Source organism: Nitrosomonas supralitoralis, from assembly GCF_003011925.2.
Lineage (GTDB): Bacteria > Pseudomonadota > Gammaproteobacteria > Burkholderiales > Nitrosomonadaceae > Nitrosomonas > Nitrosomonas supralitoralis.
Genome location: NZ_PXXU01000007.1, coordinates 59,548 through 82,847, shown reverse-complemented (window position 1 = coordinate 82,847; position 23,300 = coordinate 59,548). Strand labels below are relative to the sequence as shown.

Below are 23,300 nucleotides of genomic sequence, written 5' to 3'. Positions count from 1 at the left end.
CCAATTTTGAATGATTGGCTCGAATGATCGTGAGATTCAAAAATTAACAAGGTCAAAAATAACCGTCAGATAACACCCAGACCTTCCACCCAGCCAAGCATAATAGAGTAAAAAACGCGGCTAATAAATCGTCAAACATGACACCGAACCCGCCTTTCAAGTGATTATCGTAATAACGAATGGGCTGAGGTTTTACGATATCGAACAGACGAAACAATGCAAATGCAGACAATTGCCAAGCCCAGTGTTCCGGGATGAAATACAGTACCAAAAGAAATGCCACGGTTTCATCCCATACCATGCCTCCATGATCAGGATCTCCCAGCGCTTTACCGGTGATACCACACGCCCAAATGCCCAAGATAAAAAGAATATCAATCAGCAACAAAAAATAAATAGGGCTGAGATAATGATTGAATAACGAAAATAATGGAAAAGCGACCAATGTTCCTACCGTCCCAGGCGCGACAGGGCTTAATCCGGCTCCTCCCGAGAATGCAATCATAAAAGCAGGATGGCCGTAAATAAATTCCACATTCGGCCGGAATGGTGGTGGTGAAGCACTGGATGGATTGTGTATATCAGTTTCTGAAATGGTCATATCCTTGGGTGTCAAAAGTCATTGTATTTCCCTGTTCATCTTTCACAATTAAGCCTTCACCGGAATAGATCTCACCGATACGAGTGAGCTGAATGGCCAATTCGGCTGCAAGCGTTTCAATTTTCGGGCGATTTATTTTCGGAGCGGTAAAACATAGCTCGTAATCATCACCGCCCGCCAGCAGGCAATTCATTGCTACTGATTGCTGCTGGTATTTTTTTAATACTGGGGAGCACGGTATATCAATTATATTAATATAAGCTGCTTTTTCGGAAGCTGTTAAAATATGCCCCAAGTCGGCCATTAATCCATCGGAAATATCGATGGCACTATGTGTCAGGCCAATTAAATGCTGTCCAAGCTTTACTCTAGCGGTCGGTGTCAGTAGCGCTGGCAGGCATTGCTCAATCTCAGTGGATTTCAAAGTGAAATTCCGCAACTCATGCTGCAATGCCAAAGCCGCATCGCCTATTTGACCGGAAATCCAAATATCATCGCCCAACTTGGCGCCGCTCCGCCGCAATGCTTTGCCTGCTGCAATCTCACCGATAATTTGTATTCCGATATTCAATGGTCCGGCGGTAGTATCTCCACCGATCAACTCGATTTGGTATGAATCAGCCAATGCAAAAAAACCATCACTGAATTTAGATATCCAAGCAGTATTTTGATTTACCAGATCATTCGGTATTGTTAGAGTCAGCAATGCCCATCGCGGTTTAGCGCCCATTGCTGCCATATCAGACAGATTAACTGCCAGGGACTTATGGCCGAGCTTGTAAGGATCAGCATCTGGAAAGAAATGTTTACCACACACCAACGTATCCGTTGAAATCGCCAATTCGATTCCTGTTGTGGATGTAATGAGTGCTGCATCATCACCGATTCCCAGCACTGCGCCAGTTGCAGTTCGTTTGAAATAGCGGTGGATAATATCGAATTCTGAACACATGTTGGAAAACTACACGCGGTTTCTAGTTGCCTTTTGTGCTTGAATCTCGACGCTACGTAATTGAATAGCCAGTTTATCCAGCACACCGTTAACATATTTGTGGCCGTCACTGCCACCGTAGGTTCTGGCTAATTCAATTGCTTCATTGATAATGGCACGATAAGGGATTTCCGGGTGATGAATTAACTCGAACGTGCTCAATAACAAAATTGCAAACTCTACCGGACTCAGTTCATTGAGTGGGCGATCCAAACAAGGCCGGATATTTTTTTCCAATTCATCCACGTTTTGCAATGCGCCCTGTAGTACATGGGCGAAATGCTTCTCGTCGACATATCGGAATTCATCGGACTCACGCAACTGCTGCTCTATAGAACTCGCTGTGCCGCCCGCCGTTCGCCATTGATAAATGCCCTGCAGTACAAATTCACGCGCAATCCGACGGCGGCTTTTATATTTCTCCGTTTTTTTATCTGTGGGGGAGTTTGTATCGGGAAGTGTACCGCTCATATATCGATTTCATCAATTTTGATATGCAAATTGGCCACTTCCAGTGCGACCTGGGCTACTTCCATGCCTTTAGTGCTCATCCGGGCAATAGCCTGATCTTCATTATCGGTCGTCAATATGCCATTGGCGATGGGAATTTCAGCTTCAAGTTGTACCATGAGCAAGCCACGCGCTGATTCGTTGGCAACCACTTCGAAATGATAGGTATCACCACGTATCACTGCGCCCAATGCAATCAGTGCATCAAACTGATCGGACATGGCCATTCTTTTCATCGTGAGCGGAATTTCTAACGCACCTGGTACTGTGACGATAAGAATATTCGAATCCTGCATACCATTTCTTTTAAGCTCTGCGGTACATGCGCTCAGCAGTCCTTCCCCAACATCTATATTGAAACGGCTCATGACAATACCAACGCGTAAATCTGATCCATCCAGATTCGATTCAAATTCAAGAATATCGTCATAGTACGGCATACCAGGCTCCTGTATGATTAGTAATGATGTGACTTTTAGTGCTTAATCAAAATTTAAAATTTATTGTTTGTGTGTTTCCACATAACTCGTCACCTCCAGTCCAAATCCTGTCACGCTGGGCATTTTTCTCGGTGCTGCCATTAATCGCATTTTTCCTACGCTAAGATCCTTAAGGATTTGGGCGCCGATACCATGATCGCGCAAATCTGTCTTGACCGTGCTGGAAAAATACGGTTCCTGTGATTCAATGCGTTCGATCAGTTTGGCCGAAGTCTCTTTACGATGCAATAGTACGATAACACCACTCCCTGCTTCAGCGATCAATTTCATCGCAGCATGGATATTCCAGGAATGCGTGCTGTCATGAACATCCAACAAATCAATCACCGACAATGGCTCGTGCACGCGCACCAATGTTTCAATTGCTGGATATATTTTGCCTTTGACCAAAGCCAAGTGGATCATATGTGTTATTTCATCGCGGTAGGCCGCCAATTGAAATTCACCATACATAGTTTGGATTGCACGCTCAGCAACACGAGTGACCAAACTTTCAGTTTGATTGCGATATTCGATTAAATCCGCGATCGCGCCAATTTTAAGTTGATGTTTATGCGCAAACGCTACGAGATCGGGCAACCGTGCCATACTACCATCTTCTTTCAGAATCTCACAGATTACCGAGGCTGCAGTCAAACCTGCCATTTTGGCTAAGTCGCAACCTGCCTCGGTATGCCCGGCACGCATCAGCACACCGCCCTTCTGGGCCATCAGTGGAAAAATATGTCCTGGCTGCACGATGTCTTCTGGCTTCGCATCTTTTTTAACAGTTACTTGAATGGTTCGAGCACGATCAGCCGCAGAAATACCCGTAGTGACACCACTAGCTGCTTCGATGGAAAGGGTAAAATTAGTACCTAACGGCGCACGATTAGAAGATACCATCAAAGGCAGATCCAATTGATGGCATCTTTCCTCGGTTAAGGTTAAGCAAATCAGTCCACGGCCATAGGTAGCCATGAAATTGATGGCTTCCGGTGTTACAAAATCAGCGGCAAGAACCAGGTCACCTTCATTTTCGCGATCTTCTTCATCAATCAGAATAACCATTTTGCCCAGCTTTAGATCGGCAATAATTTCCTGAATCGCGCTGATACTCATATCCATTTTTCCCGAATTACGTTAGATGTTTAGCAACCCTGCTACATAGCGTGCCAACATATCACTTTCCAGATTAACCCGTATTCCAGGCACCAATTCATTTAAAGTAGTCATCGCTAAAGTATGCGGAATAAGATTGACAGAAAATTCATTTCCTTCAACTTGATTTACTGTCAGGCTAACTCCATTTACTGTGACCGAACCTTTGTGTGTCAGGTATCGTAATATTGAATCCGGCGCTCGAATGATCAATTCATAGCTCTCTCCAGCAGGTTCAAATTTAACTACGATACCCGTCGCATCCACATGACCACTGACCAAGTGGCCGCCCAACCGATCCGACAAACGCAACGCTTTTTCCAAGTTGACACATATACCGGTCTGATTAAACCCCTGGGTACAGCTTAATGTTTCTTGTGAAACATCAACTGTAAATTGGTTAACACAAAAAGAAGTAATCGTAAGACAGACACCATTCACAGCAATGCTATCGCCGACTTTAACATCGCTCAGATCCAGTTCCCCAGCAAAAATTCTTAAAGATAATCCATTATTGCTATCATCGCTGATGGGTTGGATCTGAGTAATTTCACCCACTGCTTGTATAATTCCGGTAAACATTTCACTATGTATTAACTTCGAATGGCACAAATGATCAAGGTGCGCAGCAAGGAATTTGAATCAACGTTACGCTCAATAAACAGTTCGCTAGAACTTTTGTAAGTATACCTTGCAGAAGTTGTAAATACGTATCTCCTGAAAACTTTTACTTGATGAAAAATCAAGGTCGAACCAAATCTGGACTCTTAATGAATATCACCACAAGCCGGGGTATATCAATTCGGGTTAGGTCAGATGGTAAAATATCTGGGTTATATTCCTCATTATGCTTGCAACCAATAGATTGACCGCGCAGGAAACATTAAACTCTCATCTGTCACATGTAAGGTTTCTCCGCTTAATAAATCCTTAATGGATTCATACTGAAAAAAACCCATCTGTTGGAGTGGAGGCAGCTTTAGGAATTGCACTTCATCATCGAAGTTTCCAACTACCAGAACTCGTGAGTTGCTATTAAATTGATCAAATCGTGAAAACACAAATAAATGAGGATTGTCTACATTCAGTACTTCGCGATTGTTTCTATCCGCAAAAGCTGGTATTTCCTTGCGCACTGAAATCATTTTTTTTATCCCATTGAATATGCTGTATTGAACTGTTCCCGGCTGAGTTCTTTGCATAGCATCTTCCCAATTCATTTTTGGACGGTGTGTCCAACGATTGTCGTTGTTTTTGGACTCATCATTAAGATAGGAATCATCATTTAGTGTCCCGATAGCATCTCCGTAGTACAGCATCGGAATTCCGCCAAACGAGAGGATCATCCCGTGTAACAAAAGAATAATTTTAATAGCCGTATTCGTCGCATTGAGGTCATGAGTCTCCAACGCGCGCTTGAGTCCCGCAAGTGAAGCCAGAGATCCTGAAATTCGCGCATCGCCAGTCTCCATGTTTCTTCCAAAAGCGAGCCCTGCTGCTAGTGATCCTTCAAAATTTCCAGTAAAATAATCAACTAGGAAGCGTCTGTGCGATAGCGGTTCATATCCAGCAGCGACGATATCGGCATCGCTGAAACCTAAACCAATATCATCATGGCTGCGTACGTAATTAAGCCAGGTGGCCCGTTCAAGTTTCTGTGGAATATTCTGAATACCTTTATTAAGCAGTATGGCTTTTTTTGTCGCCACTGCGTCCCACAGCAACGCCATGAAGGTTGCGTTATAGGCGATTTCACACTCTTTTGCATTAATAGCATCTTCACCGAAATATTTGATAATCTCGGTCGGAGATACAATGGCCTCTGCAATAAACAATACGCCTGGTGCTGTAACTTGGCAGCAATCTTTCATTAGTTGCAGAATCAGGTGCGCTTCGCGCTCGTTCTGGCAAGCGCTGCCCATTTTCTTCCACAGGAATGCAACAGCATCAAGCCGCAGAATATCAGCACCTTGATTAGCCCAGAACAAAATGATGTCTAGCATTTCTATGAAAACCGTCGGATTCCGGTAATTCAGGTCCCATTGATATTGGTTAAATACGGTCATTACCCATTTGCCCATTCTTTCATCCCATGTGAAGTTGCCGGGTGCAGTTTCCGGGAACACTTCAGGCATAGATTCTTCGTAAATGTCGGGAATTGATCGATCATCAAAAATGAAGTAGTAATCCTGATAGGTCTTATCGCCTTGGCGCGCTTTCTCTGCCCACTCATGCTGGTCAGAGGTATGGTTGACGACCACATCGAGCACCAACAACATTTCGCGTTTCTTCATACTGGCAGCTAATTTATCAAAATCCTTAAAAGTACCGAATCGACTATCAATCTTACGATAATCTCTTACAGCGTAGCCGCCATCACTTTTGCCTTCAGGACAGTCACAAATAGGCATAATATGCACTAAGTTAACTCCCAATTCCTGCAGGTAACTGAGTCTTGGTAGCATACCCTCCAGATTATCTGCATAACCATCGCAATACAGTGCCATGCCCACCCATTTCTGGCTTAGAAACCAGTTGTGTTCTTTTTCTCGTTCCAGGTCAATTTTCTTGAGTTGGCTGGACCTATTGACGTATTGGCGCATAAGCGTCTCTACCAGATTCCGCATGTGTTCTTTGAAATCTGATCGATCCCCGTAAAGCGTATGGAATAGCGAGTAAATAGCATAGAAATTCGCACCTAATCGAGTATAAAAAAGTTGCAAATTCTGCGGCTTTGATTTTTGCCTTAATTCAACCAAAATATCATTGAGCAGCGAATGTGAAATTTGTTCATACATGATTTTCTATACACCCAGAGTTATCAGTTATCCGTAATACGCCAGCCATAGTGTGCCAGCCCCTCCAAAATACCATTCGCCTGATGACCATGAGCAAAATATATTCGTTCCATACCACGCAGCGGCTCTAGCTCCACACCGTGGTTGCCCACTACTATACCCAACGTATCACCAAGCAGCATTTCCGTGTCATTACCAGAGTCACCCACAACTAGAAAATTTTCCAGAGGTAATCCCCACTTGTAGGCCAAATATCGGATGGCATGCCCTTTAGAAGCGCGTACAGGCAATACATCAAGAAATTTCTCATGGGAGTAGATAAGTCGCGCATGTAAACGATGTTCTCGCAGCAACTGGTACAGGTCGTCCAGCGACGGCATTTTCTCCGATGCCACGTTATAACTTAGCTTAAATTTACGCTGATTCACGGCAGGTTGAAGTGTCAGTCCAGGAATGTCAGACAATACTTGCTCTAATGCCTCTCGTCGCCACAAGTACGCAATACGATTCGCCCAGCCAACATCCGGTTGAAGTCTATAGCTATAATTAATTTCACTCCCAACTGAAGTGATTAATACATTGGGAATCGGAACCCGCGCATTTTTGAGTACATTCACCGCGCTTTCCAGAGAACGCCCAGTCGCTATACCGAAAACTATCGATCCTGCATGATCTTTCAACCAAGCAATGAGTTGCGCCAATCCTTCTTTATTGCCTATCAGGGTGTTGTCTATATCGCTAATCAGCGCTTTACGCGCCAAAGGCATGGGTGATTTGCCATTTTGCATGGTAAATGCAATCTGACGACGCATACGTTTACGATCACGGCGCAGCAACTTGCGCACCTCCCTCAAATACTTGCTTACGTGAGCGTCCCAACTATAATGACGACGCACGCCCACCACGCCATTCTTGGCCCACAGTCGCCATTGTTGCTTATCCGATAATGCGTTATTAATCGCGTCGGCAATTGCGACTGGGTCAAGTGGATTCACCAGAAGACCATTACAGCAATTGGCCACAATGTCTCGTGGTCCACCGTCTTCCGTAGCCACAAAAGGCAGGCCACTGGCAGCAGCTTCAATCAGGGTCAAACCGAAAGGCTCGGTTAATGCCGGATTAACGAATACACCACGACGACGTGCAGCAAAACGATACAACTCCGGCACATCTTCTGCGTTATGATGCTTGGGTATTGCGACCTTGCCCCATAAATCATAATGATCAATGTCCAGCAGCAATTCCCTCAGCACTTTTTGTGATGCTTCATCGAGTTCACGTATATCGTCACGATTGCCAGCGACGATCACCAGATTGGCTTTCTCTTGTAATTCTGGATTGCCTCCGTAAGCATCAACCAGCCCTTTTAAGTTCTTATGAATGGCAGGACGGCAGATTGCAAGTATCATCGGTTTGACGGGATCAGAAAAAAATTTGTCCACCATATGCATAACATGCGGATTGATTTTTCTGCGCCCTGGCGGTGAAAAACGAGCAATATCGGTGCCTGGCGGAATCACGACAAAACGACCACTTTCGTTATTATGATACATACCGTATTGTTCGGTGACTTCCTGTCTGGTGCTAGTAATCACCATAGCAGCACTAACCAACAAATCCTCTTCAACCATGATACGTCGCTCAAAATTGAATTGACGCTCAATAGCCTGTTTTTTTCGACCGCTCGCCAGTAAGTGTAATTGCTTCGGGCGCCCTAATGAGTGACCCGTGTGTACCTGCGGTATGCCCAGAAGCTGCGATAGCTGTTGACCTACGTACCCCGCATCCGCGTAATGCGTGTGAATCAGATCCGGCAATCGGCCTTGTTGACGCAAAAAATGTAGACTGCGATCAGCCAACTGATCTAGATGGGGCCACAACATTTCCTTGCGCACGTAGTGAGATGGACCAAAAGGTAAACGCAGAATACGCGCACCATTCCCAATTTCCTCAATAGGTTGGGAATAATCCGATGACAGTGCGGGATCTTCAATCAGCCTTGTCAACAAATCAACTTGCCCGACTTCGCAATGACGTGCCAAAGCACGCATTAGTTCCACAACATAGGTGGTTTGCCCACCTGTGTCGGCATCACGCCCCAACTCCATGTTATTTCCCCTGATTAATCCATGCGGACTAATCATCAAAATATACAAGGAATTCTCATTATTAATCAAATCCATCGTTATATCTTCCAATCCGCAATAAACGGTTTATAAAAATCAGGAGAATCAGGAATGGCTCCCCGTATTTCGCACAAAGCAGCGGCAAAGGTGTTTGCCCGCGACAAGGTAAGCGAGACAGGCCATCTGCGCAAATGCCCAAGTAAATACACAGAAGCAAAACCATCACCGGCACCGACTGTATCCACCAGAGGCTGTGAAGATACCACTCCAGCAACATTTATCACTTTGTTTTCGATATCAAGTTGCCAAGCCCCTTCTTCACCACAGGTGACCAACATGCTATCCAAACCAAAGTGCTTTATCAGCGCTGCTGCCTTTTGCACTTCATTGATGCCGGGTAACCGGAAAAGTACCGCTAATACATCCAGTTCTTCTTGGTTTATTTTTACCAGGTTTGCGTGCATCAAAGAGTGTTTTAATATGCGTGTGTCATACCAAGGTTTACGCAAATTGATATCCAGTAATCGCGGTGCCTTGTTACTGTGCAGTAACGAAACCAAAGCATGGGCGGAAACTGCATTGCGCTGCGCCAAGGTTCCAAAATAAATTAATTTCGGGCACAAGGCCGAAATAATTCTATGCGATATATCTGCTTGAATATAATCATAAGCTTGCTCTGGCAAAATTTCAAAACGATGACCACGTTCTTCCATATGAACTATTACTTGCCCCGTTGGATGTAAATCATCAAGCTGTATACCGCAATCATCCATGCCGATATCTTTTATCTGAGCAAGCAATTCGCAACCCAGTTCGTCGTTTCCGATGCGCGATATCAGTAGCGGATGCAACCCGAATGCTTGCAGGTGACGCGCGACATTAAACGGAGCGCCTCCGAACACTTTCCGGTCATCGAATATGTCTGCCAGAACTTCACCGAACAATATTATTGTTTCTGACCCAATAGATGCCATGGATACCAATCACTTTCTTGGTTTAATTACAGAACGAAAATCTTGAGGCCCACTTCTGAGCTGAATGACTCACAATGAAGCTGCTGAAATAGCTATCACTTATTTTGATAAAGATAATGCATTTTGTGTGATACAGAAATTACCGCAAAACAGCCTTATCACCTTACCATAACAAGCATATGAATGGCTAATCATCAACAAATCAAGCAACAATCACCATTGTTACCGAACTCAAGAAGTAAATCTTGTTTCAACGAAGTTATTCTGTACCCAAGTGATTTCAAAATCAATTATTCAACAACATATAGAATAAAAATTTATGGTTGAACTCAATTAAACAGAAAGCCACTGATAGCGCATTTGCGCAAAGAAATTAATCACCAATAGCTTGAATTTGTGATGAAATATGGCGCGCCCAACACGATTCGAACGTGCGACCCCCGCCTTCGGAGGGCGGTACTCTATCCAGCTGAGCTATGGGCGCTGTCTTTGATAAACAACCAAACTAGCTATAATGTCTACCGGGCAACAGAATAACTGCTTTTGTTATTTCCGTCCAACTTGGATTGATCAGGACTTGACGATTTTGTTGTTGTATTGACAATAAATTTAATGCATTTTCCCAATCTAATTATACTCAGAATGTTTGGTTTCAACTTCAGTCAAAGCGGGAAAAATTTTAACAGTCTTTACTGTTCGATTTTTGGTTTGAATAACTTCCATTGGATAACCGGCAACATTGAGACCTGTGCCTGCTTCGGGAATATCTTCAAAATATTCTAAAATTAATCCATTCAAGGTTTTTGGTCCATCCAACGGGAACTGAAAATCAAGCTTGCGATTTAATTCACGCAGCAATGTCCTACCCTCGACAATCACACTGCCATCTTCCTGTTTCAGAAAAACACTGGTTTGAGTAGGTGCTTGAGTAGTAAATTCACCAATAATTTCTTCAATGATGTCTTCCAATGTGACCAACCCCATCCATTCTCCATATTCATCTACGACCAGCCCCACCCTTTTCTGGTTTTCCTGAAATAACTGCAGTTGCGAGAACAATGAGGTACCAGAAGGGATGAAATATGGTTTGCGCATTACTTTCTCGATTGTGGAAGCCGTTATTTTCCCTCCCTGCATTTGATTTAAAACCTTACGCACATGGACCAGACCAACAATATTATCCATGCGCTCACGATAAATTGGCAGGCGAGTATGATGGCAAGTTAACAATTGCGCATGAATAAGCTCATCATCAGCATTTAGATCAATCGCCTCAATTTGGTTGCGTGGAACAATGACATCGTCCACCGTGATTGCATCAAGATCAAACAGATTCAATAACATACTTTGGTGTTTATGTTGTATGAAGTGTCCGCCTTCCAGCACTAGCATTCTAAGTTCTTCCGCACTTATTTTTTGTTCAAGCTCCGCACGCTGGGGCTTTAGTCGGAACAGGATTAATAATCCAGTAACGAACAAATTGACAAACCACACAATAGGGTAAAAAATAATCAATAGTGGCGTCAACACATAACTTGCCGCTAAAGCGATACGCTCAGGGTAAGCAGCAGCAATGACTTTCGGTGTGATTTCGCTAAATACAAGGATGGCAAAGGTCACACCTACTGTTCCCATAATTAATGCAAAATCATCTTGTGCAAAGAGTGAGGCAATAATGACCGCCACTATCGTTGCAGAAGCTGTATTCAGTAAATTGTTGCCAAGTAATATAACGCCCAATAATCTATCTGTCTTTTCAAGCAGCTTTAGCGTTAGTCGGGCACCATGGTGCCCTTGCTTGGCTAGATGCTTTAATCGATAGCGGTTAATTGCCATCATACTGGTTTCAGATAACGAGAAAAAACCTGACAGAATCAACAGGATCACCAATGCAATCAGCATGATGTGCAGCGGCATATCTTCCAAGAAGCACCTCTACTTGAAGTAATAAATTGATAGTAATTTTAAATAAACAATCGTTATTCTGAATTCAAACGAATGTTTGTCAATAAGAAAAATTAAAAACTTGTTGTCACAGAACTTATAATCTCATATAGATCAAAGATAAAATTCTCAATAGCACTACATCCTACATGTTCAGAATTTGCTCTACTCTTGTAAACCAATTGATTTGAACATCGTTAAGCTAATTCCTCCGCTCAAATTCAATTTCCCTATGTCTGACAGTCTAAGATCGGATCGTAATGGTATAAAAGATATCAAGTTTCTTGAAATTAAGCACCTGAATGGCCCGAATATTTGGACTTATTACCCTGTACTTGAGGCAATAGTTGACATCGGTGAACTTGAGGATTTTCCTTCTGACAAGATTCCAGGTTTCTATAAACGCTTATCGCAATGGCTTCCATCATTAGTTGAACATCGTTGCAGTTATGAAAAACGTGGTGGTTTCTTGCGTCGGGTGAAGGAAGGCACTTGGCCTTGTCATATTCTTGAGCATGTAACGTTGGAATTGCAGAATTTGGCTGGCATGCGTGGCGGTTTCGGTAGAGCTCGCGAAACAGCAGACCGTGGTGTCTATAAAGTGGTCGTAAGTGCCTGGCATGCAGAAGTCACGAAAACTGCGATGTATGCAGCGCGCGAACTGGTCCTGGCGGCAATGAATTTTCAACAATCACACCATCCGACATATGATGTCGACGGTGCTATTCAAAATTTGCGGGGCTTGGTTGATTCACTCTGGCTCGGACCTTCAACAGCTTGTATTGTTGATGCTGCTTTAGCACGCAACATTCCTGCAATTCGCCTTACTGCAAAAGGAAACCTAGTACAACTTGGTTACGGCGCTCGTTGCCGCCATATTTGGACCGCCGAGACAGATCTCACTCCAGCCATTGCAGAGGGCATTTCGCGTGATAAGGATTTAACCAAGTCATTGTTGCAATCCTGCGGCATTCCTGTACCTGCAGGGCGTATCGTAGAAAGTGTTGAAGCCGCTTGGGAAGCAGCAAAAGATATTGGATTACCCGTTGTCGTCAAACCATGCGATGGAAATCATGGACGCGGGGTCTTTATTGAATTATTTCGTCAAGATGAAATTGAATCCGCTTATCAGATGGCTTTAAAAGAAGGCTCAGCTGTGTTGGTTGAACGTTTCATAGCAGGTACTGAGCATCGTCTCTTGATTATTGGAGGAAAACTGATAGCTGCAACCAAAGGCGATTCAGTTTCTGTAACCGGCAATGGTGTTGCATCAATTGCCGAGTTAGTTGAATTGCAAATCAACTCTGATCCTCGCCGAGGATCGACAGAAGATCATCCACTTAATCTAATTCGTTTGGATAGTGCTGCTCAAATGGAAATAGCGCATCAAGGATATTACGGTGATTCAATTGTTCCTGCTGGTATCAAAGTATTGATTCAAAGAAATGGTAATCATGCATTTGATGTCACAGATCTGGTTCACCCGAGCACTGCAGCTACAGCATCTCTGGCTGCACGTGTGATTGGCTTGGACATTGCCGGTGTAGATCTGGTAACCGAAGATATTTCGCGCCCACTGAGCGAGCAAGGAGGAGCCATTGTTGAAGTCAATGCAGGTCCAAGCTTGTTGATGCATATAAAACCGGCAGTAGGCATATCCCGACCGGTTGGAAAATCTATCGTTGATCACTTATTTCCGGATCAAGAAAACGGACGGATTCCCATTATTGGGATTTCTGGCAGTTATGGTAAAACATCAGTAGCATTCTTGATTACAAGATTGCTTATTCTTTCCGGGAAACAAGTCGGTTTAGCATGTAGTGATGGACTCTATCTTGATTATAGGAAAATTGATAACAATAATTGTGCCAACTGGGCAGCTGCAAACCGTACGCTCATAAATCCAACTGTAGAAGTCGCAGTTTTTGAGAATGGTTTTGATGCCATTCTTAATGAAGGACTCGCTTATGATAGTTGTCAAGTTGGCGTAATTACCAATGTTAATGCGTCGCATCATTTGGGTCATGGAGTTGAAACGTTTAAGCAAGTTTTTACCGTACTGCGTTCACAAGTGGATGTGGTGACACCCACGGCCGCAGCTATAGATGATGTTGATAAGAATGTAAAGCTACCTATCGGTGCCGCGGTGCTCAATGCCAAGGAAGAGATGTTGGTTGAGATCTCTACGCTGTGTCACGGCGAAGTTATTTTCTTCAGTATCGAGCCTGAATTACCAATAATTGTCCAACATCGCACAAACGGAACTGGCCCTACGTTCGGCAAACGTGCTGTCATAGTGCGCGATGACATGATTATCCTTGCATCTGGTTCAAATGAGTTGCCGCTGATGAAGATTGAAACCTTAGCTGACTCATGCAGTGTCCAGGCTCTAGAAAATATTCTTGCCGCTATCGGCGTTGCGTGGGCACTAGGTATAGAACCTAATCTTATGCGCACTGGAATTAACGCTTTTGGTCTCAACCAAGAAAAGTATGAACCAGAAAATCACAATCTTGTAGATGATTTACAAACTCAAGGAAATAGTTTATGAAAGTTTTGCGCATTCGTACATTGAGGGGACCTAACTTATGGAGTCAGCACACTTCTATTGAAGCTACTGTCCATTGTGCTGGGCCTGAAAACAATATAGAAAATATCCAAGGTTTTGAGGCGAGATTGCGTGAACGTTTTCCCGAGATTTCTTTGCTCCAGCCTGCTGGTCAGCATGAAGTCGTAACCATAGCGCATGTACTCGAATCCGCCACACTTGATTTGCAAGTGCAGGCAGGTTGTTCGATAACATTCAGTCGCACGATTCAAACATCCGACGTTGATATATTCCGTGTCATAGTTGGTTACAGCGAAGAAAGGGTTGGTCAACTTGCATTTGAATTGGCGCAGACATTGTGTATTTCAGCTATCGAAGATACCCGATTTGATTTGGTAAGTGCTTTACACCGGTTGCGTAAACTCAATGAGGATGTTCGCCTAGGGCCAAGTACAGCTGCGATTGTTCAGGCCGCTGTTGCACGTGGCATTCCCTTCCGCCGATTAACTGACGGCAGCTTAGTGCAATTTGGTTGGGGTTGCCAGCAACGTCGCATTCAAGCTTCCGAAAGTGATATGACGAGTGCAGTGGCTGAATCGATAGTGCAGGACAAAGAGTTAACAAAAGTTTTGTTACACGCAGCTGGCATACCGGTTCCTCTCGGTCGGGAAGTCAATAATGCCGAGGATGCATGGGCAGCGGCTAATGAATTAGGTATGCCGGTAGTTATAAAGCCACGAGATAGTAATCAAGGCAAAGGAGTAACTGTAAACCTGATTAGCGAAAGAAAAGTGAAATCGGCTTATATGTTCGCAGCTGAAATTAGTAATAATGTGATAGTGGAGCGTTATATTCCAGGGCATGATTATCGTATGCTGATTGTAGGTAACCGATTAGTTGCGGCAGCCCGACGAGATCCCCCTCAGGTTATTGGAGATGGTCTACATAACATTTATGAATTAGTAGAGCAAGTTAATCTCGATCCAATGAGAGGAGAAGGGCATGTTACTTCATTGACTAAAATTCAACTTGATGAAATTTCTATTGCACATCTTGCCTCACAGGGATTGACAGCGAAATCAGTTCCAGTCAAAGGAATGCGTGTTGTGTTGCGAAATAATGCCAATTTATCCACAGGGGGTACCGCTACTGATGTAACCGATGATGTTCATCCTGAGTTGGCAGCACGAGTTATTGCTGCAGCGCAAGTGGTAGGGTTGGACATTTGTGGAGTTGATGTTGTTTGCAACACTGTGATGAAATCTTTGGAAGAACAAAGAGGCGGCATAATTGAGATTAATGCAGCGCCAGGATTACGCATGCACTTACAGCCTTCTTTCGGTAAGAGACGCGCTGTGGGCGAGGCAATCATTGATTATATGTTTCCCCATGGGGAAGGCGTGCGAATTCCGGTTATTGCTGTGACAGGCACTAATGGCAAAACAACTACTACCCGGCTGATTGCTAATATTCTGGAGCAAGACAACAAACGTACAGGAGTTACTTGCACAGACGGCATATTTATTGCCGGTCAATGTATCGATACTGGAGATTGTAGCGGCCCTAAAAGTGCTAAGAATGTTCTCTTTCATCCAGATATTGATATCGGAGTATTCGAAACCGCACGCGGTGGATTATTGCGTGAAGGTCTTGGGTTCGATCACTGTCAAATTGCTGTTGTAACCAATATTGGCAAAGGCGATCATCTCGGTATGGCTTATGTTAATACTGCGGAAGAACTGGCCTTAGTTAAGCGCATTGTTGTTCAGAATGTGCAACCTAAAACTGGTTCTGCTGTTCTCAATGCCGCGGATCCGCTCGTTGCCAGTATGGCTGAATATTGCCCTGGTGCAGTCATTTTCTTTGCTCTCGATAGTCGTCATCCGGTGTTGGCGATGCATCGTGTTCAACATAAGCGTGTGATCTATGTGGAAAATGGTTTTATTGTCGCTGCGAGGGATTGCAGTGAATATCGGATACCGTTGAACGAAATTCCATTGACAAAGAATGGCACAATTCACTTTCAAATCGAAAATGTAATGGCAGCTATTGGAGCTGGTTGGGCGCTAGGTCTAGAATGGGCAGCTATCTATGCTGGTGTAACTAGTTTTGTTAATAATATACAAACTGCGCCAGGCCGCTTTAATCTTTTCAATTACCGCAATGCTACCTTAATCGCCGATTATGGACATAATCCGGATGCAATACAAGCATTGGTGAACGCTATCGAGAGCATTCCATCCAAGAAACGATCAGTAGTTATTAGTGCAGCGGGTGATCGTCGCGACGAAGATATTCGTCAGCAAACACGAATTCTTGGTGATGCATTCGATGAGGTTGTTTTATACCAAGATAAATGCCAGAGGGGACGTGCAGATGGAGAAGTTTTGACTTTATTACGTGAGGGTTTGGGAAATGCTAAGCGCACACAAAAAATAAGAGAGATAGTTGGGGAATCCATTGCAATTGATGCGGCATTATCCAATTTGCAGGATGGCGATTTATGCCTTATTCTTGTGGATCAAGTTGAGCAGTCACTTGGACAAATTAATAATCGTATTGCAGCCGGATAATAGTCTCAGTACTGCCCACTCGTAAATTCAAGAACTGTTAATTGGAACTAAAGATTACAGAAGGTTAACTCAAATGTTACATCGGCTTCATAAACTTTGTTTTTTTGTCCTGGCTGTGTCGGAATAAAGCGAATGTTTAATGCATATTTATTAGCGCTGATTTCAGGCACACAGGGAAGCTGATCACTTAAGTTAAGTCTTAGCATGTGCGCTGAATATTCTGAACCGGTATGTTGAAAAACACCTTGGTTTGCAACAAACCGCAGAGTTCTTCCACTCTTTCTTAACAGAAGCAGCACAATTGCGAATGCATTACGAATGGGTTGAAATGGTGACAGCCATTCATTAAAGTCTTCATGTCGATGCACAGGATCTAAATTCAACCAATAGTGATAGGATGGTAAATCAAACATACAGCAACCACCAGGTATTCCAATCCGTTGTTTAATCGCCATCAGCCATTCATTTGCACGCAGGTGTTCACCTACTTTACCGGGGAAATCCAGCATTTCCCTGAATGTAATTTTTATGTCATTCAGAACACTATCAAGAGCTGCTTCAGAAACATCTGGGTTTCTTCGTAACATTTCGAGTATCAACTTTTGTCGCTCCAGCTCTTGCAATAAATCTGATTTAATATCCGCACGATTAGTGATCTCCAGGACCTCAAATAAAGCGATGAGCGAAGCATGATGTTCAGAAGCGCTATCCTTAGCTGAAAAGAAATCAATTTTATTGAACAAGTCTTCAAGTCGCAGAAGAGTACGTATACGCTCATTAAGCGGGTGTTCATAACAAATCACAATAACTATGCGTCCACAACAAAGATTAAAAATATTAAATTTTGCCTTTGATAGATTATTTCACATAAACAGTAAATTTCCCAGCTAAATTCTTGATCAAAGTATCATAACATAATGTTTATTATGAATAAGATATATACTTCTTATGTAACTGAGCTACCTGCTCTTTTAGAAAAGCCATATTTTGATTGTTGACGATAATATCGTCCGCTTTTTTTAAGCGGTTTTCTCGTGAAACCTGCGTTGCAATGATTGCTTTTACTTGATGTTCAGGTAATTTGCTTCGCTTTATCGTACGTAATATTTGTTGTTGTTCTTCACAGTCAACAACCAGGCTGCGATGAATTACTTTGTCGTAGTCGCCTGTTTCAAATAAAAGCGGGATAACGATTATGATATAGGGTGACCGAGCTTTTTTAACTTGCTGAAGAGTTTCGGTAAGAATAAGCGGATGAAGAATTTTTTCGAGAGTAACTCTATAATTATTATCTAAAAAGATTAAGTTGCGCATCTTTCCTCTATCTAGAGAACCATCCGCAGCAATCATGGTTTCTCCAAAAGAATTTTTAATTGAACTCATTGCTAAACCGTGAGGTTTAGTTAGCATCCGAGCGATTACGTCAGTATCAATAACATCAATACCCAAATCCACGAAACATTGGCTTGCACTCGACTTTCCACAGCCAATCCCTCCAGTCAATCCTACAACAAAGGTCATTGATTAGAGTAACCCAAAGTAAGCATGATTAAGCTTTTCTCCCCAAAATAATGCGATAATCGCTCCGCCAACAAGATAGGGGCCAAATGGAATAGGAATATTCTTATTGAGTTTTGCTGCGATGATTAGTCCAACTCCTACGACAGTACCAACCAGCGATGAGAAGAGTATGACCAGCGGAAGCATGCTCCATCCTAACCAAGCACCAATTGCAGAAAGTAATTTAAAATCACCAAATCCCATACCTTCTTTTCCGGTTACCAATTTAAAACACCAATAAATTGACCACAAGGAAAGATAACCCACTACGGCACCAATAACTGCTGATTGAATATCGGTAAAACCGTTATTCATATTCACCAATAACCCCACCCATATTAACGGCAAAGTTATATCATCCGGCAATAATTGCGTATTGAGATCAATCACTGCCAAAACGATGAGTGCCCATACAAAAATTAATGCCGCGATGGTTGTAAGACCGTATCCGTAATGCCAAGCAACAAAGCCGCTCATTAATGCTGTAAGTACTTCTACAATAGGGTAGCGAGGAGAAATGTGTGCATTGCACTGGGAGCAACGACCGCGTAAAAATAGATAACTGACTACTGGAATATTTTCCCATGCACTCAGATTATGCCCGCAATGGACACAAGCTGAACGCGGGGTAATGAGATTAAATGTTGGCAAAGTTTTGTTTTCTTGCCCCTGTAACTCTGCGCATTGCTGCAGCCAATCCCTTTTAATCATCTCAGGTAATCGATAAATGACAACATTTAGAAAGCTGCCAATCATTAAACCAAGAAAAGCGATCAAGGAGACGAATAAAGCGGGAGATTCCTGCAGCAGGGTAAGTATGGCCATAGTTATTTTATGTAGATCAGAAAATACAAGATTTAATTAACGACCATACCCATTTTAAAGATGGGCAAATACATTGCAACTACCATACCGCCAATAAGTGTCCCTAGAACAACCATGATCATAGGTTCCATCAAACTAGAAAGTGCGGCAACAGCATCGTCAACTTCTGCTTCATAGAAATCGGCTATTTTTCCGAGCATAGAATCAAGCGATCCGGCTTCTTCACCAATAGCTACCATTTGAATAACCATGTTTGGAAATACATTACTGTTAGTCATGGATGACATTAAGCTATTACCTGTGCTAACTTCGAGTTGTATATTCTTTGTGGCCTCATAATAGATATAATTTCCGGCAGCGCCTGCTACAGAATCTAATGACTCTACCAAAGGTACGCCTGCTGCAAACATCGTCGAAAGAGTGCGCGACCAACGTGCAATAGTAGCTTTACGAATTACTTCTCCGAAAACAGGAATCTTTAGTGCAACACGATCGATACTTCGTTGCATGGGAATAGATCGTTTCCAGGTATAAAAAAAAGCATAAATTCCACCACCCACAATTCCAAGAATTGCCCACCAATAAGCAACGAAGAAATCTGAGATAGTCATTACGAAAAGTGTCGGAGCAGGCAGATCGGCACCGAATCCCTCGAACAATTCTTTAAAGGCCGGGATCACAAAAATCATTATTATCGCTGTAATGACAAATGCCACTACAATAATTGAAATAGGGTAAAAAAGAGCAGATTTAATTTTTCCCTTGATAGCCTGAATTTTTTCTTTATATGTGGCTAAGCGATCAAGAATGGTATCCAGAATACCCGCAGCTTCGCCTGCGCCAACAAGATTACAATATAAAGCATCGAAGTAAAGCGGGAATTTGCGGAATGCATCCGTTAAATTACTGCCAGTTTCGACATCAGATTTTATATCCATTAATAATTTACTCAAAGCACGGTTGCTATGACCTTTTCCTATAATATCAAACGCCTGTAGTAGCGGCACTCCAGATTTCATCATGGTTGCTAACTGACGTGTAAATAACGTAATATCTTTTTCAATGATTCTGCCATTGGAATGCGTTTTTTCTATTTTTGTAACTTTGATACCTTGACGGCGCAGTGCGGAAGTTACAATAACAGTTCCTGCTGCACGCATTTCGCCTTTTAGGTACTTTCCAGACTTATCCTTTCCTTCCCATAAGTAATTAATTTCTTTTATTTTTTTTTCGGTAGTCGTGGTTACAGTTGCCATAAATAGCTCCTCAAGTACTTGGCATTCACATGATATTTAATCATTATCAGCAAATATCACAAAAATTCTAATATGATCATTTCTTGATAACGGAATCAAAAGATTGTTTTTAAATTGTGCAGATTTAACGGCATCGATTGATTATTACTTAGTGCAGAATAAAAATTTATGCCTCCATACCATTTTCAGTTTAATTTGAGTGTGATTCAAACAAGTATTGAGAGCCGCCAGACTTATGGCCTGTTAACATTATTTCGCGAATTCAATTTCAATTTGAATCCGCCCTTTATAAAAAATAAAATTGCATGTTTTTGAATGTATTATTAACTACTTTACTAATTTCGCTTATGTCATTAAAAAAGAGTGATCAGAATTTATTGAAATAGTTACGAATGGAGGAGCTTGAATTCCTATGAAAAATACTAAGTTAATTACAAGTATTTTAATTATGATACTTTTTTCGTTTGGCGTATTTGCAGAAACAAACAATTTGGATCAAGCTGTACAGCATGCTGAAGTTGCAGCCAAGTCAGCAAATTTGAAAGCAATTGCTAATTACTCAGAGGAGGCAAAGAAATATTCGAATGCGGCAAAAAACAATACAGATCATCAAATTGATTCTAAACATTTGGATAAGGGGATAGATTCATTGAATAATGCTATTAAAATGCTGATGTAGCATAAAAAGCTGCGGAAGATGCTGTCCACATTTAATTAGGCTGCAAATAAATCTATTTATCCGCATTAAAAATAAAGCGGATGATTTTTGTCTATTCATTGTCTTTATTTTATGCCTTCTTTTGAATTCATGGATCGCTCCAGCTTAGCAACAACCACTTATTTTCCTATTAACCCCAGTTAAAGTTTTATAAAGCTTCCATTTGGATTATTTACATCAACTACAGTGGCCTGCGATGATTGTTACAATTTTGGGCGTATGGCTCATTGCATCGCAAAACCAGCGGAGCCGCATGATCGGCTTTTGGTTTTCGCTTTTCGGCAACTGTCTTTGGATAATCTGGGGGTGGCACGTCCAAGCTTATGCGCTAATCGTTCTGCAGATTGCTTTAGCTTTTCTGAACATTCGGGGGGCAAACAAGAATGACTCAAAATAGATATAAAATTCAGATCGAGTCGGTGCCGTCAAAGGTGTATGGATAAATTTACTCCATACATTAATGGCTGTTTCCGACGTCGAATGTATCCTGGTTGGCAGTAACAACCTATCTTCGGTGATATCGATGTCACTGCCGCCCGCTGCGTTCCATGCTTCGTCGATGTTCATGAATCATCCGAAAGCTTGCTTTTCACATTTTCATCGAATATCTAATTTGATTTTCATAGTTCTATTTTCTCAAGAAAAAGAGTTTTTGGTATAGTCGGGAAATTCATGGATGACCAAACGAGTCGGTTTGTGCCTGAGCTTAAAATATCGATAACTTTTTAAGTTCTGGTTTGAGCGATTAGGCTTTATAACATTTGCTTTTTATGGAATTAAATTTTTTGCATTACCACTCGTTGTTAAGTAGTAGGCTATATTTTGAGTAAGCTCTAGATATGATTTCAATGACCAGTGTTGTGTCCGGACCGGAATCTATGCGATGTACTTGCTGGCTTAAGTTTGTTGAACTTTACGGCGCGCCGTAAAAAAGATTTTTAACATAACAGCTATTACTTGCTTGGTTCGTATTAAAAGGGAGCCTTGGCTATTTTTTTGCTGATACATATCAATTTTTGACTAATAATCAGCTGGATGAGAAAGTGACTTAACTTTCTCATATGAGAGAGCGGCATTTTAAAGACTGATTGTTTTTAGAATATAGAAAGTAATGTACAACCCCAGTTCCTGTTACACATTACTTTTCACTTTGTTGAGTTATCGTATATATTCAAGTTTATTTCTGAACTTTGCCAGTTAAGGACCCCAGAAAAGCTTTCACATCAGCAACAAATTCCGGTTCGACTTTCCGTCCCAACTGATGCTCTGCCATTTCCTCAATAGCTTCATCCAAGGTTGCCACCGAGCCATCATGAAAATAAGGGCCAGTTTTGGTGATATTTCTTAGGCTCGGTACTTTAAATACTTTTTTATCAGTTTCAAGTCCAGTTATTTCAAATCTTCCCAAATCTTTTGTTTCATAGGGTACGACCAGACCGATTTTCTTATATGAGTTTCCACCAATTGCTACGCCGTTGTGACAATTTGCACATCCCATACTGATGAATTTCTGCAAACCCCTTTTCTCAGTATCATTTAACGCATTTTCATCGCCTTTGAGGAAATCATCAAAGCGGGATGGTGTTAAAAGTGTACGCTCGAATGCGCCAATTGCTTTGCCGATATTTACATACAGAATTGGATCTTTTTCATCCTTAAAGGCCTCCGCAAACATGGTCTTATATTCGTCTATTTTTTTCAATTTACCGACAACATCAACATCTTTTGCCATGCCCATTTCGATCGGATTCAGAATTGGACCGAGTGCTTGCTCTTCAACGTCCTTGGCACGTCCATCCCAAAATTGAGCAATATGTAGTGCAGCATTCAGCGTAGTTGGTGAATTTCTACCGCCGCGTTTTCCTTCATGACCGGGTGATGTGGGTTGACTGTCGACACCGAAATTATTCAGTTGATGGCAGGAGTTACAGGAAATTGTATTATTTACTGAAAGTCGTGGATCTAAATAAAGTTTCTTGCCCAGCGCAATTAATGCAGCATTCTTTTTCTCATCGATAATTGATGCGGGCAGCGGTTCAAAAAAATGTTTTAGAGTAATTTTGTCCAGTTTGTGATGACTTCCATGCATCGTTCCGCCCATCTCGTGATGATCGCCACCGTGCATTTCATTATGATGACCGCTATTTTTTTGTATACCTCCCTGAGAATCATGTTCACTTTGAGCATAACTGTAGGAACTTAACATCAATGCCAGAAATAAGAATACTTTCATGTA

The 23,300-nt window shown here is 42.3% G+C and carries 19 protein-coding genes and 1 tRNA gene; 3 read left to right on the top strand and 17 right to left on the bottom strand.

The features are described from left to right. Positions 1 to 52: 52 nt before the first annotated feature. The 11 genes from C7H79_RS03775 to C7H79_RS03725 form a co-directional block, all read right to left on the bottom strand. The gene (locus C7H79_RS03775) at positions 53 to 601 is read right to left on the bottom strand and encodes a phosphatidylglycerophosphatase A family protein (protein ID WP_106705961.1); all 549 of its coding nucleotides are present in this window, start codon (positions 599 to 601) and stop codon (positions 53 to 55) included. Continuing rightward, entirely contained in the window at positions 582 to 1,553 is a 972-nt protein-coding gene (gene thiL, locus C7H79_RS03770; protein ID WP_106705960.1) for a thiamine-phosphate kinase, read from the bottom strand. Before thiL ends, C7H79_RS03775 begins: the two co-directional genes overlap by 20 nt. A 9-nt stretch (positions 1,554 to 1,562) precedes the next feature. Next, a complete protein-coding gene (gene nusB, locus C7H79_RS03765; RefSeq protein ID WP_106705959.1) occupies positions 1,563 to 2,063 on the bottom strand; it encodes a transcription antitermination factor NusB in 501 nt (166 codons plus the stop codon). Next, complete coding sequence (gene ribH, locus C7H79_RS03760; RefSeq protein ID WP_106705958.1) at positions 2,060 to 2,542, bottom strand: 6,7-dimethyl-8-ribityllumazine synthase; 483 nt, start codon at positions 2,540 to 2,542, stop codon at positions 2,060 to 2,062. Before ribH ends, nusB begins: the two co-directional genes overlap by 4 nt. Positions 2,543 to 2,602: 60 nt before the next feature. Next, entirely contained in the window at positions 2,603 to 3,703 is a 1,101-nt protein-coding gene (gene ribBA / locus C7H79_RS03755; protein ID WP_106705980.1) for a bifunctional 3,4-dihydroxy-2-butanone-4-phosphate synthase/GTP cyclohydrolase II, read from the bottom strand. Between the two features lie 21 nt (positions 3,704 to 3,724). Next, complete coding sequence (locus C7H79_RS03750; protein WP_106705957.1) at positions 3,725 to 4,324, bottom strand: riboflavin synthase; 600 nt, start codon at positions 4,322 to 4,324, stop codon at positions 3,725 to 3,727. Positions 4,325 to 4,587: 263 nt separating this feature from the next. Then, on the bottom strand, positions 4,588 to 6,540 hold the full coding sequence (locus tag C7H79_RS03745) for an amylosucrase (protein WP_106705956.1): 1,953 nt from the start codon (positions 6,538 to 6,540) through the stop codon (positions 4,588 to 4,590). 23 nt (positions 6,541 to 6,563) lie between these two features. Then, positions 6,564 to 8,723, bottom strand: a complete 2,160-nt coding sequence (locus C7H79_RS03740; RefSeq protein ID WP_106705955.1) for an HAD-IIB family hydrolase — start codon at positions 8,721 to 8,723, stop codon at positions 6,564 to 6,566. 2 nt (positions 8,724 to 8,725) lie between these two features. Continuing rightward, complete coding sequence (locus C7H79_RS03735; RefSeq protein WP_172592346.1) at positions 8,726 to 9,640, bottom strand: PfkB family carbohydrate kinase; 915 nt, start codon at positions 9,638 to 9,640, stop codon at positions 8,726 to 8,728. Positions 9,641 to 10,047: 407 nt separating this feature from the next. Then, positions 10,048 to 10,124: transfer RNA gene (locus tag C7H79_RS03730), tRNA-Arg, on the bottom strand. Positions 10,125 to 10,267: 143 nt separating this feature from the next. Beyond that, positions 10,268 to 11,557 (bottom strand): HlyC/CorC family transporter, encoded by a 1,290-nt coding sequence (locus tag C7H79_RS03725; RefSeq protein ID WP_106705954.1) that lies wholly within the window; start codon positions 11,555 to 11,557, stop codon positions 10,268 to 10,270. Between the two features lie 259 nt (positions 11,558 to 11,816). Between C7H79_RS03725 and C7H79_RS03720 the strand changes: the two genes are divergently transcribed. Both C7H79_RS03720 and cphA read left to right on the top strand, forming a co-directional pair. Then, on the top strand, positions 11,817 to 14,135 hold the full coding sequence (locus C7H79_RS03720; protein ID WP_106705953.1) for a cyanophycin synthetase: 2,319 nt from the start codon (positions 11,817 to 11,819) through the stop codon (positions 14,133 to 14,135). Continuing rightward, entirely contained in the window at positions 14,132 to 16,705 is a 2,574-nt protein-coding gene (cphA, locus tag C7H79_RS03715) for a cyanophycin synthetase (RefSeq protein ID WP_106705952.1), read from the top strand. The genes C7H79_RS03720 and cphA overlap by 4 nt, the downstream gene beginning before the upstream one ends. A 47-nt stretch (positions 16,706 to 16,752) precedes the next feature. On the opposite strand, the gene zapD is transcribed toward cphA, so the two are convergent. The 4 genes from zapD to C7H79_RS03695 form a co-directional block, all read right to left on the bottom strand. Further along, positions 16,753 to 17,508 (bottom strand): cell division protein ZapD, encoded by a 756-nt coding sequence (gene zapD, locus C7H79_RS03710; RefSeq protein ID WP_106705951.1) that lies wholly within the window; start codon positions 17,506 to 17,508, stop codon positions 16,753 to 16,755. A gap of 121 nt (positions 17,509 to 17,629) precedes the next feature. Beyond that, on the bottom strand, positions 17,630 to 18,226 hold the full coding sequence (coaE, locus tag C7H79_RS03705; RefSeq protein ID WP_106705950.1) for a dephospho-CoA kinase: 597 nt from the start codon (positions 18,224 to 18,226) through the stop codon (positions 17,630 to 17,632). 3 nt (positions 18,227 to 18,229) lie between these two features. Beyond that, positions 18,230 to 19,090, bottom strand: a complete 861-nt coding sequence (locus C7H79_RS03700; RefSeq protein ID WP_106705949.1) for a prepilin peptidase — start codon at positions 19,088 to 19,090, stop codon at positions 18,230 to 18,232. Between the two features lie 32 nt (positions 19,091 to 19,122). Then, positions 19,123 to 20,346 (bottom strand): type II secretion system F family protein, encoded by a 1,224-nt coding sequence (locus C7H79_RS03695; RefSeq protein WP_106705948.1) that lies wholly within the window; start codon positions 20,344 to 20,346, stop codon positions 19,123 to 19,125. A gap of 412 nt (positions 20,347 to 20,758) precedes the next feature. On the opposite strand from C7H79_RS03695, the gene smbP reads away from it, so the two are divergent. Then, positions 20,759 to 21,025, top strand: a complete 267-nt coding sequence (smbP, locus tag C7H79_RS03690; protein ID WP_242447123.1) for a small metal-binding protein SmbP — start codon at positions 20,759 to 20,761, stop codon at positions 21,023 to 21,025. A gap of 360 nt (positions 21,026 to 21,385) precedes the next feature. Here smbP and C7H79_RS17870 read toward each other — a convergent pair whose 3' ends face one another. After that, entirely contained in the window at positions 21,386 to 21,631 is a 246-nt protein-coding gene (locus C7H79_RS17870) for a hypothetical protein (RefSeq protein ID WP_172592345.1), read from the bottom strand. A gap of 610 nt (positions 21,632 to 22,241) precedes the next feature. Further along, a complete protein-coding gene (locus C7H79_RS03680; protein ID WP_106705946.1) occupies positions 22,242 to 23,297 on the bottom strand; it encodes a cytochrome-c peroxidase in 1,056 nt (351 codons plus the stop codon). Positions 23,298 to 23,300 lie beyond the last annotated feature (3 nt).

What these genes read in the sequence shown, in the direction of transcription:
- thiL (WP_106705960.1), bottom strand. Translation starts at nt 1,553, where the DNA reads ATGTGTTCAGAATTCGATATTATCCACCGCTATTTCAAACGAACTGCA.
- C7H79_RS03735 (WP_172592346.1), bottom strand. Translation starts at nt 9,640, where the DNA reads ATGGCATCTATTGGGTCAGAAACAATAATATTGTTCGGTGAAGTTCTG.
- C7H79_RS03745 (WP_106705956.1), bottom strand. Translation starts at nt 6,540, where the DNA reads ATGTATGAACAAATTTCACATTCGCTGCTCAATGATATTTTGGTTGAA.
- cphA (WP_106705952.1), top strand. Translation starts at nt 14,132, where the DNA reads ATGAAAGTTTTGCGCATTCGTACATTGAGGGGACCTAACTTATGGAGT.
- C7H79_RS03695 (WP_106705948.1), bottom strand. Translation starts at nt 20,346, where the DNA reads ATGGCAACTGTAACCACGACTACCGAAAAAAAAATAAAAGAAATTAAT.
- C7H79_RS03740 (WP_106705955.1), bottom strand. Translation starts at nt 8,723, where the DNA reads ATGGATTTGATTAATAATGAGAATTCCTTGTATATTTTGATGATTAGT.
- C7H79_RS03720 (WP_106705953.1), top strand. Translation starts at nt 11,817, where the DNA reads ATGTCTGACAGTCTAAGATCGGATCGTAATGGTATAAAAGATATCAAG.
- C7H79_RS17870 (WP_172592345.1), bottom strand. Translation starts at nt 21,631, where the DNA reads ATGAACATCGACGAAGCATGGAACGCAGCGGGCGGCAGTGACATCGAT.
- C7H79_RS03775 (WP_106705961.1), bottom strand. Translation starts at nt 601, where the DNA reads ATGACCATTTCAGAAACTGATATACACAATCCATCCAGTGCTTCACCA.
- smbP (WP_242447123.1), top strand. Translation starts at nt 20,759, where the DNA reads ATGAAAAATACTAAGTTAATTACAAGTATTTTAATTATGATACTTTTT.
- coaE (WP_106705950.1), bottom strand. Translation starts at nt 18,226, where the DNA reads ATGACCTTTGTTGTAGGATTGACTGGAGGGATTGGCTGTGGAAAGTCG.
- C7H79_RS03680 (WP_106705946.1), bottom strand. Translation starts at nt 23,297, where the DNA reads ATGAAAGTATTCTTATTTCTGGCATTGATGTTAAGTTCCTACAGTTAT.
- C7H79_RS03725 (WP_106705954.1), bottom strand. Translation starts at nt 11,557, where the DNA reads ATGCCGCTGCACATCATGCTGATTGCATTGGTGATCCTGTTGATTCTG.
- ribBA (WP_106705980.1), bottom strand. Translation starts at nt 3,703, where the DNA reads ATGAGTATCAGCGCGATTCAGGAAATTATTGCCGATCTAAAGCTGGGC.
- ribH (WP_106705958.1), bottom strand. Translation starts at nt 2,542, where the DNA reads ATGCCGTACTATGACGATATTCTTGAATTTGAATCGAATCTGGATGGA.
- C7H79_RS03700 (WP_106705949.1), bottom strand. Translation starts at nt 19,090, where the DNA reads ATGGCCATACTTACCCTGCTGCAGGAATCTCCCGCTTTATTCGTCTCC.
- nusB (WP_106705959.1), bottom strand. Translation starts at nt 2,063, where the DNA reads ATGAGCGGTACACTTCCCGATACAAACTCCCCCACAGATAAAAAAACG.
- C7H79_RS03750 (WP_106705957.1), bottom strand. Translation starts at nt 4,324, where the DNA reads ATGTTTACCGGAATTATACAAGCAGTGGGTGAAATTACTCAGATCCAA.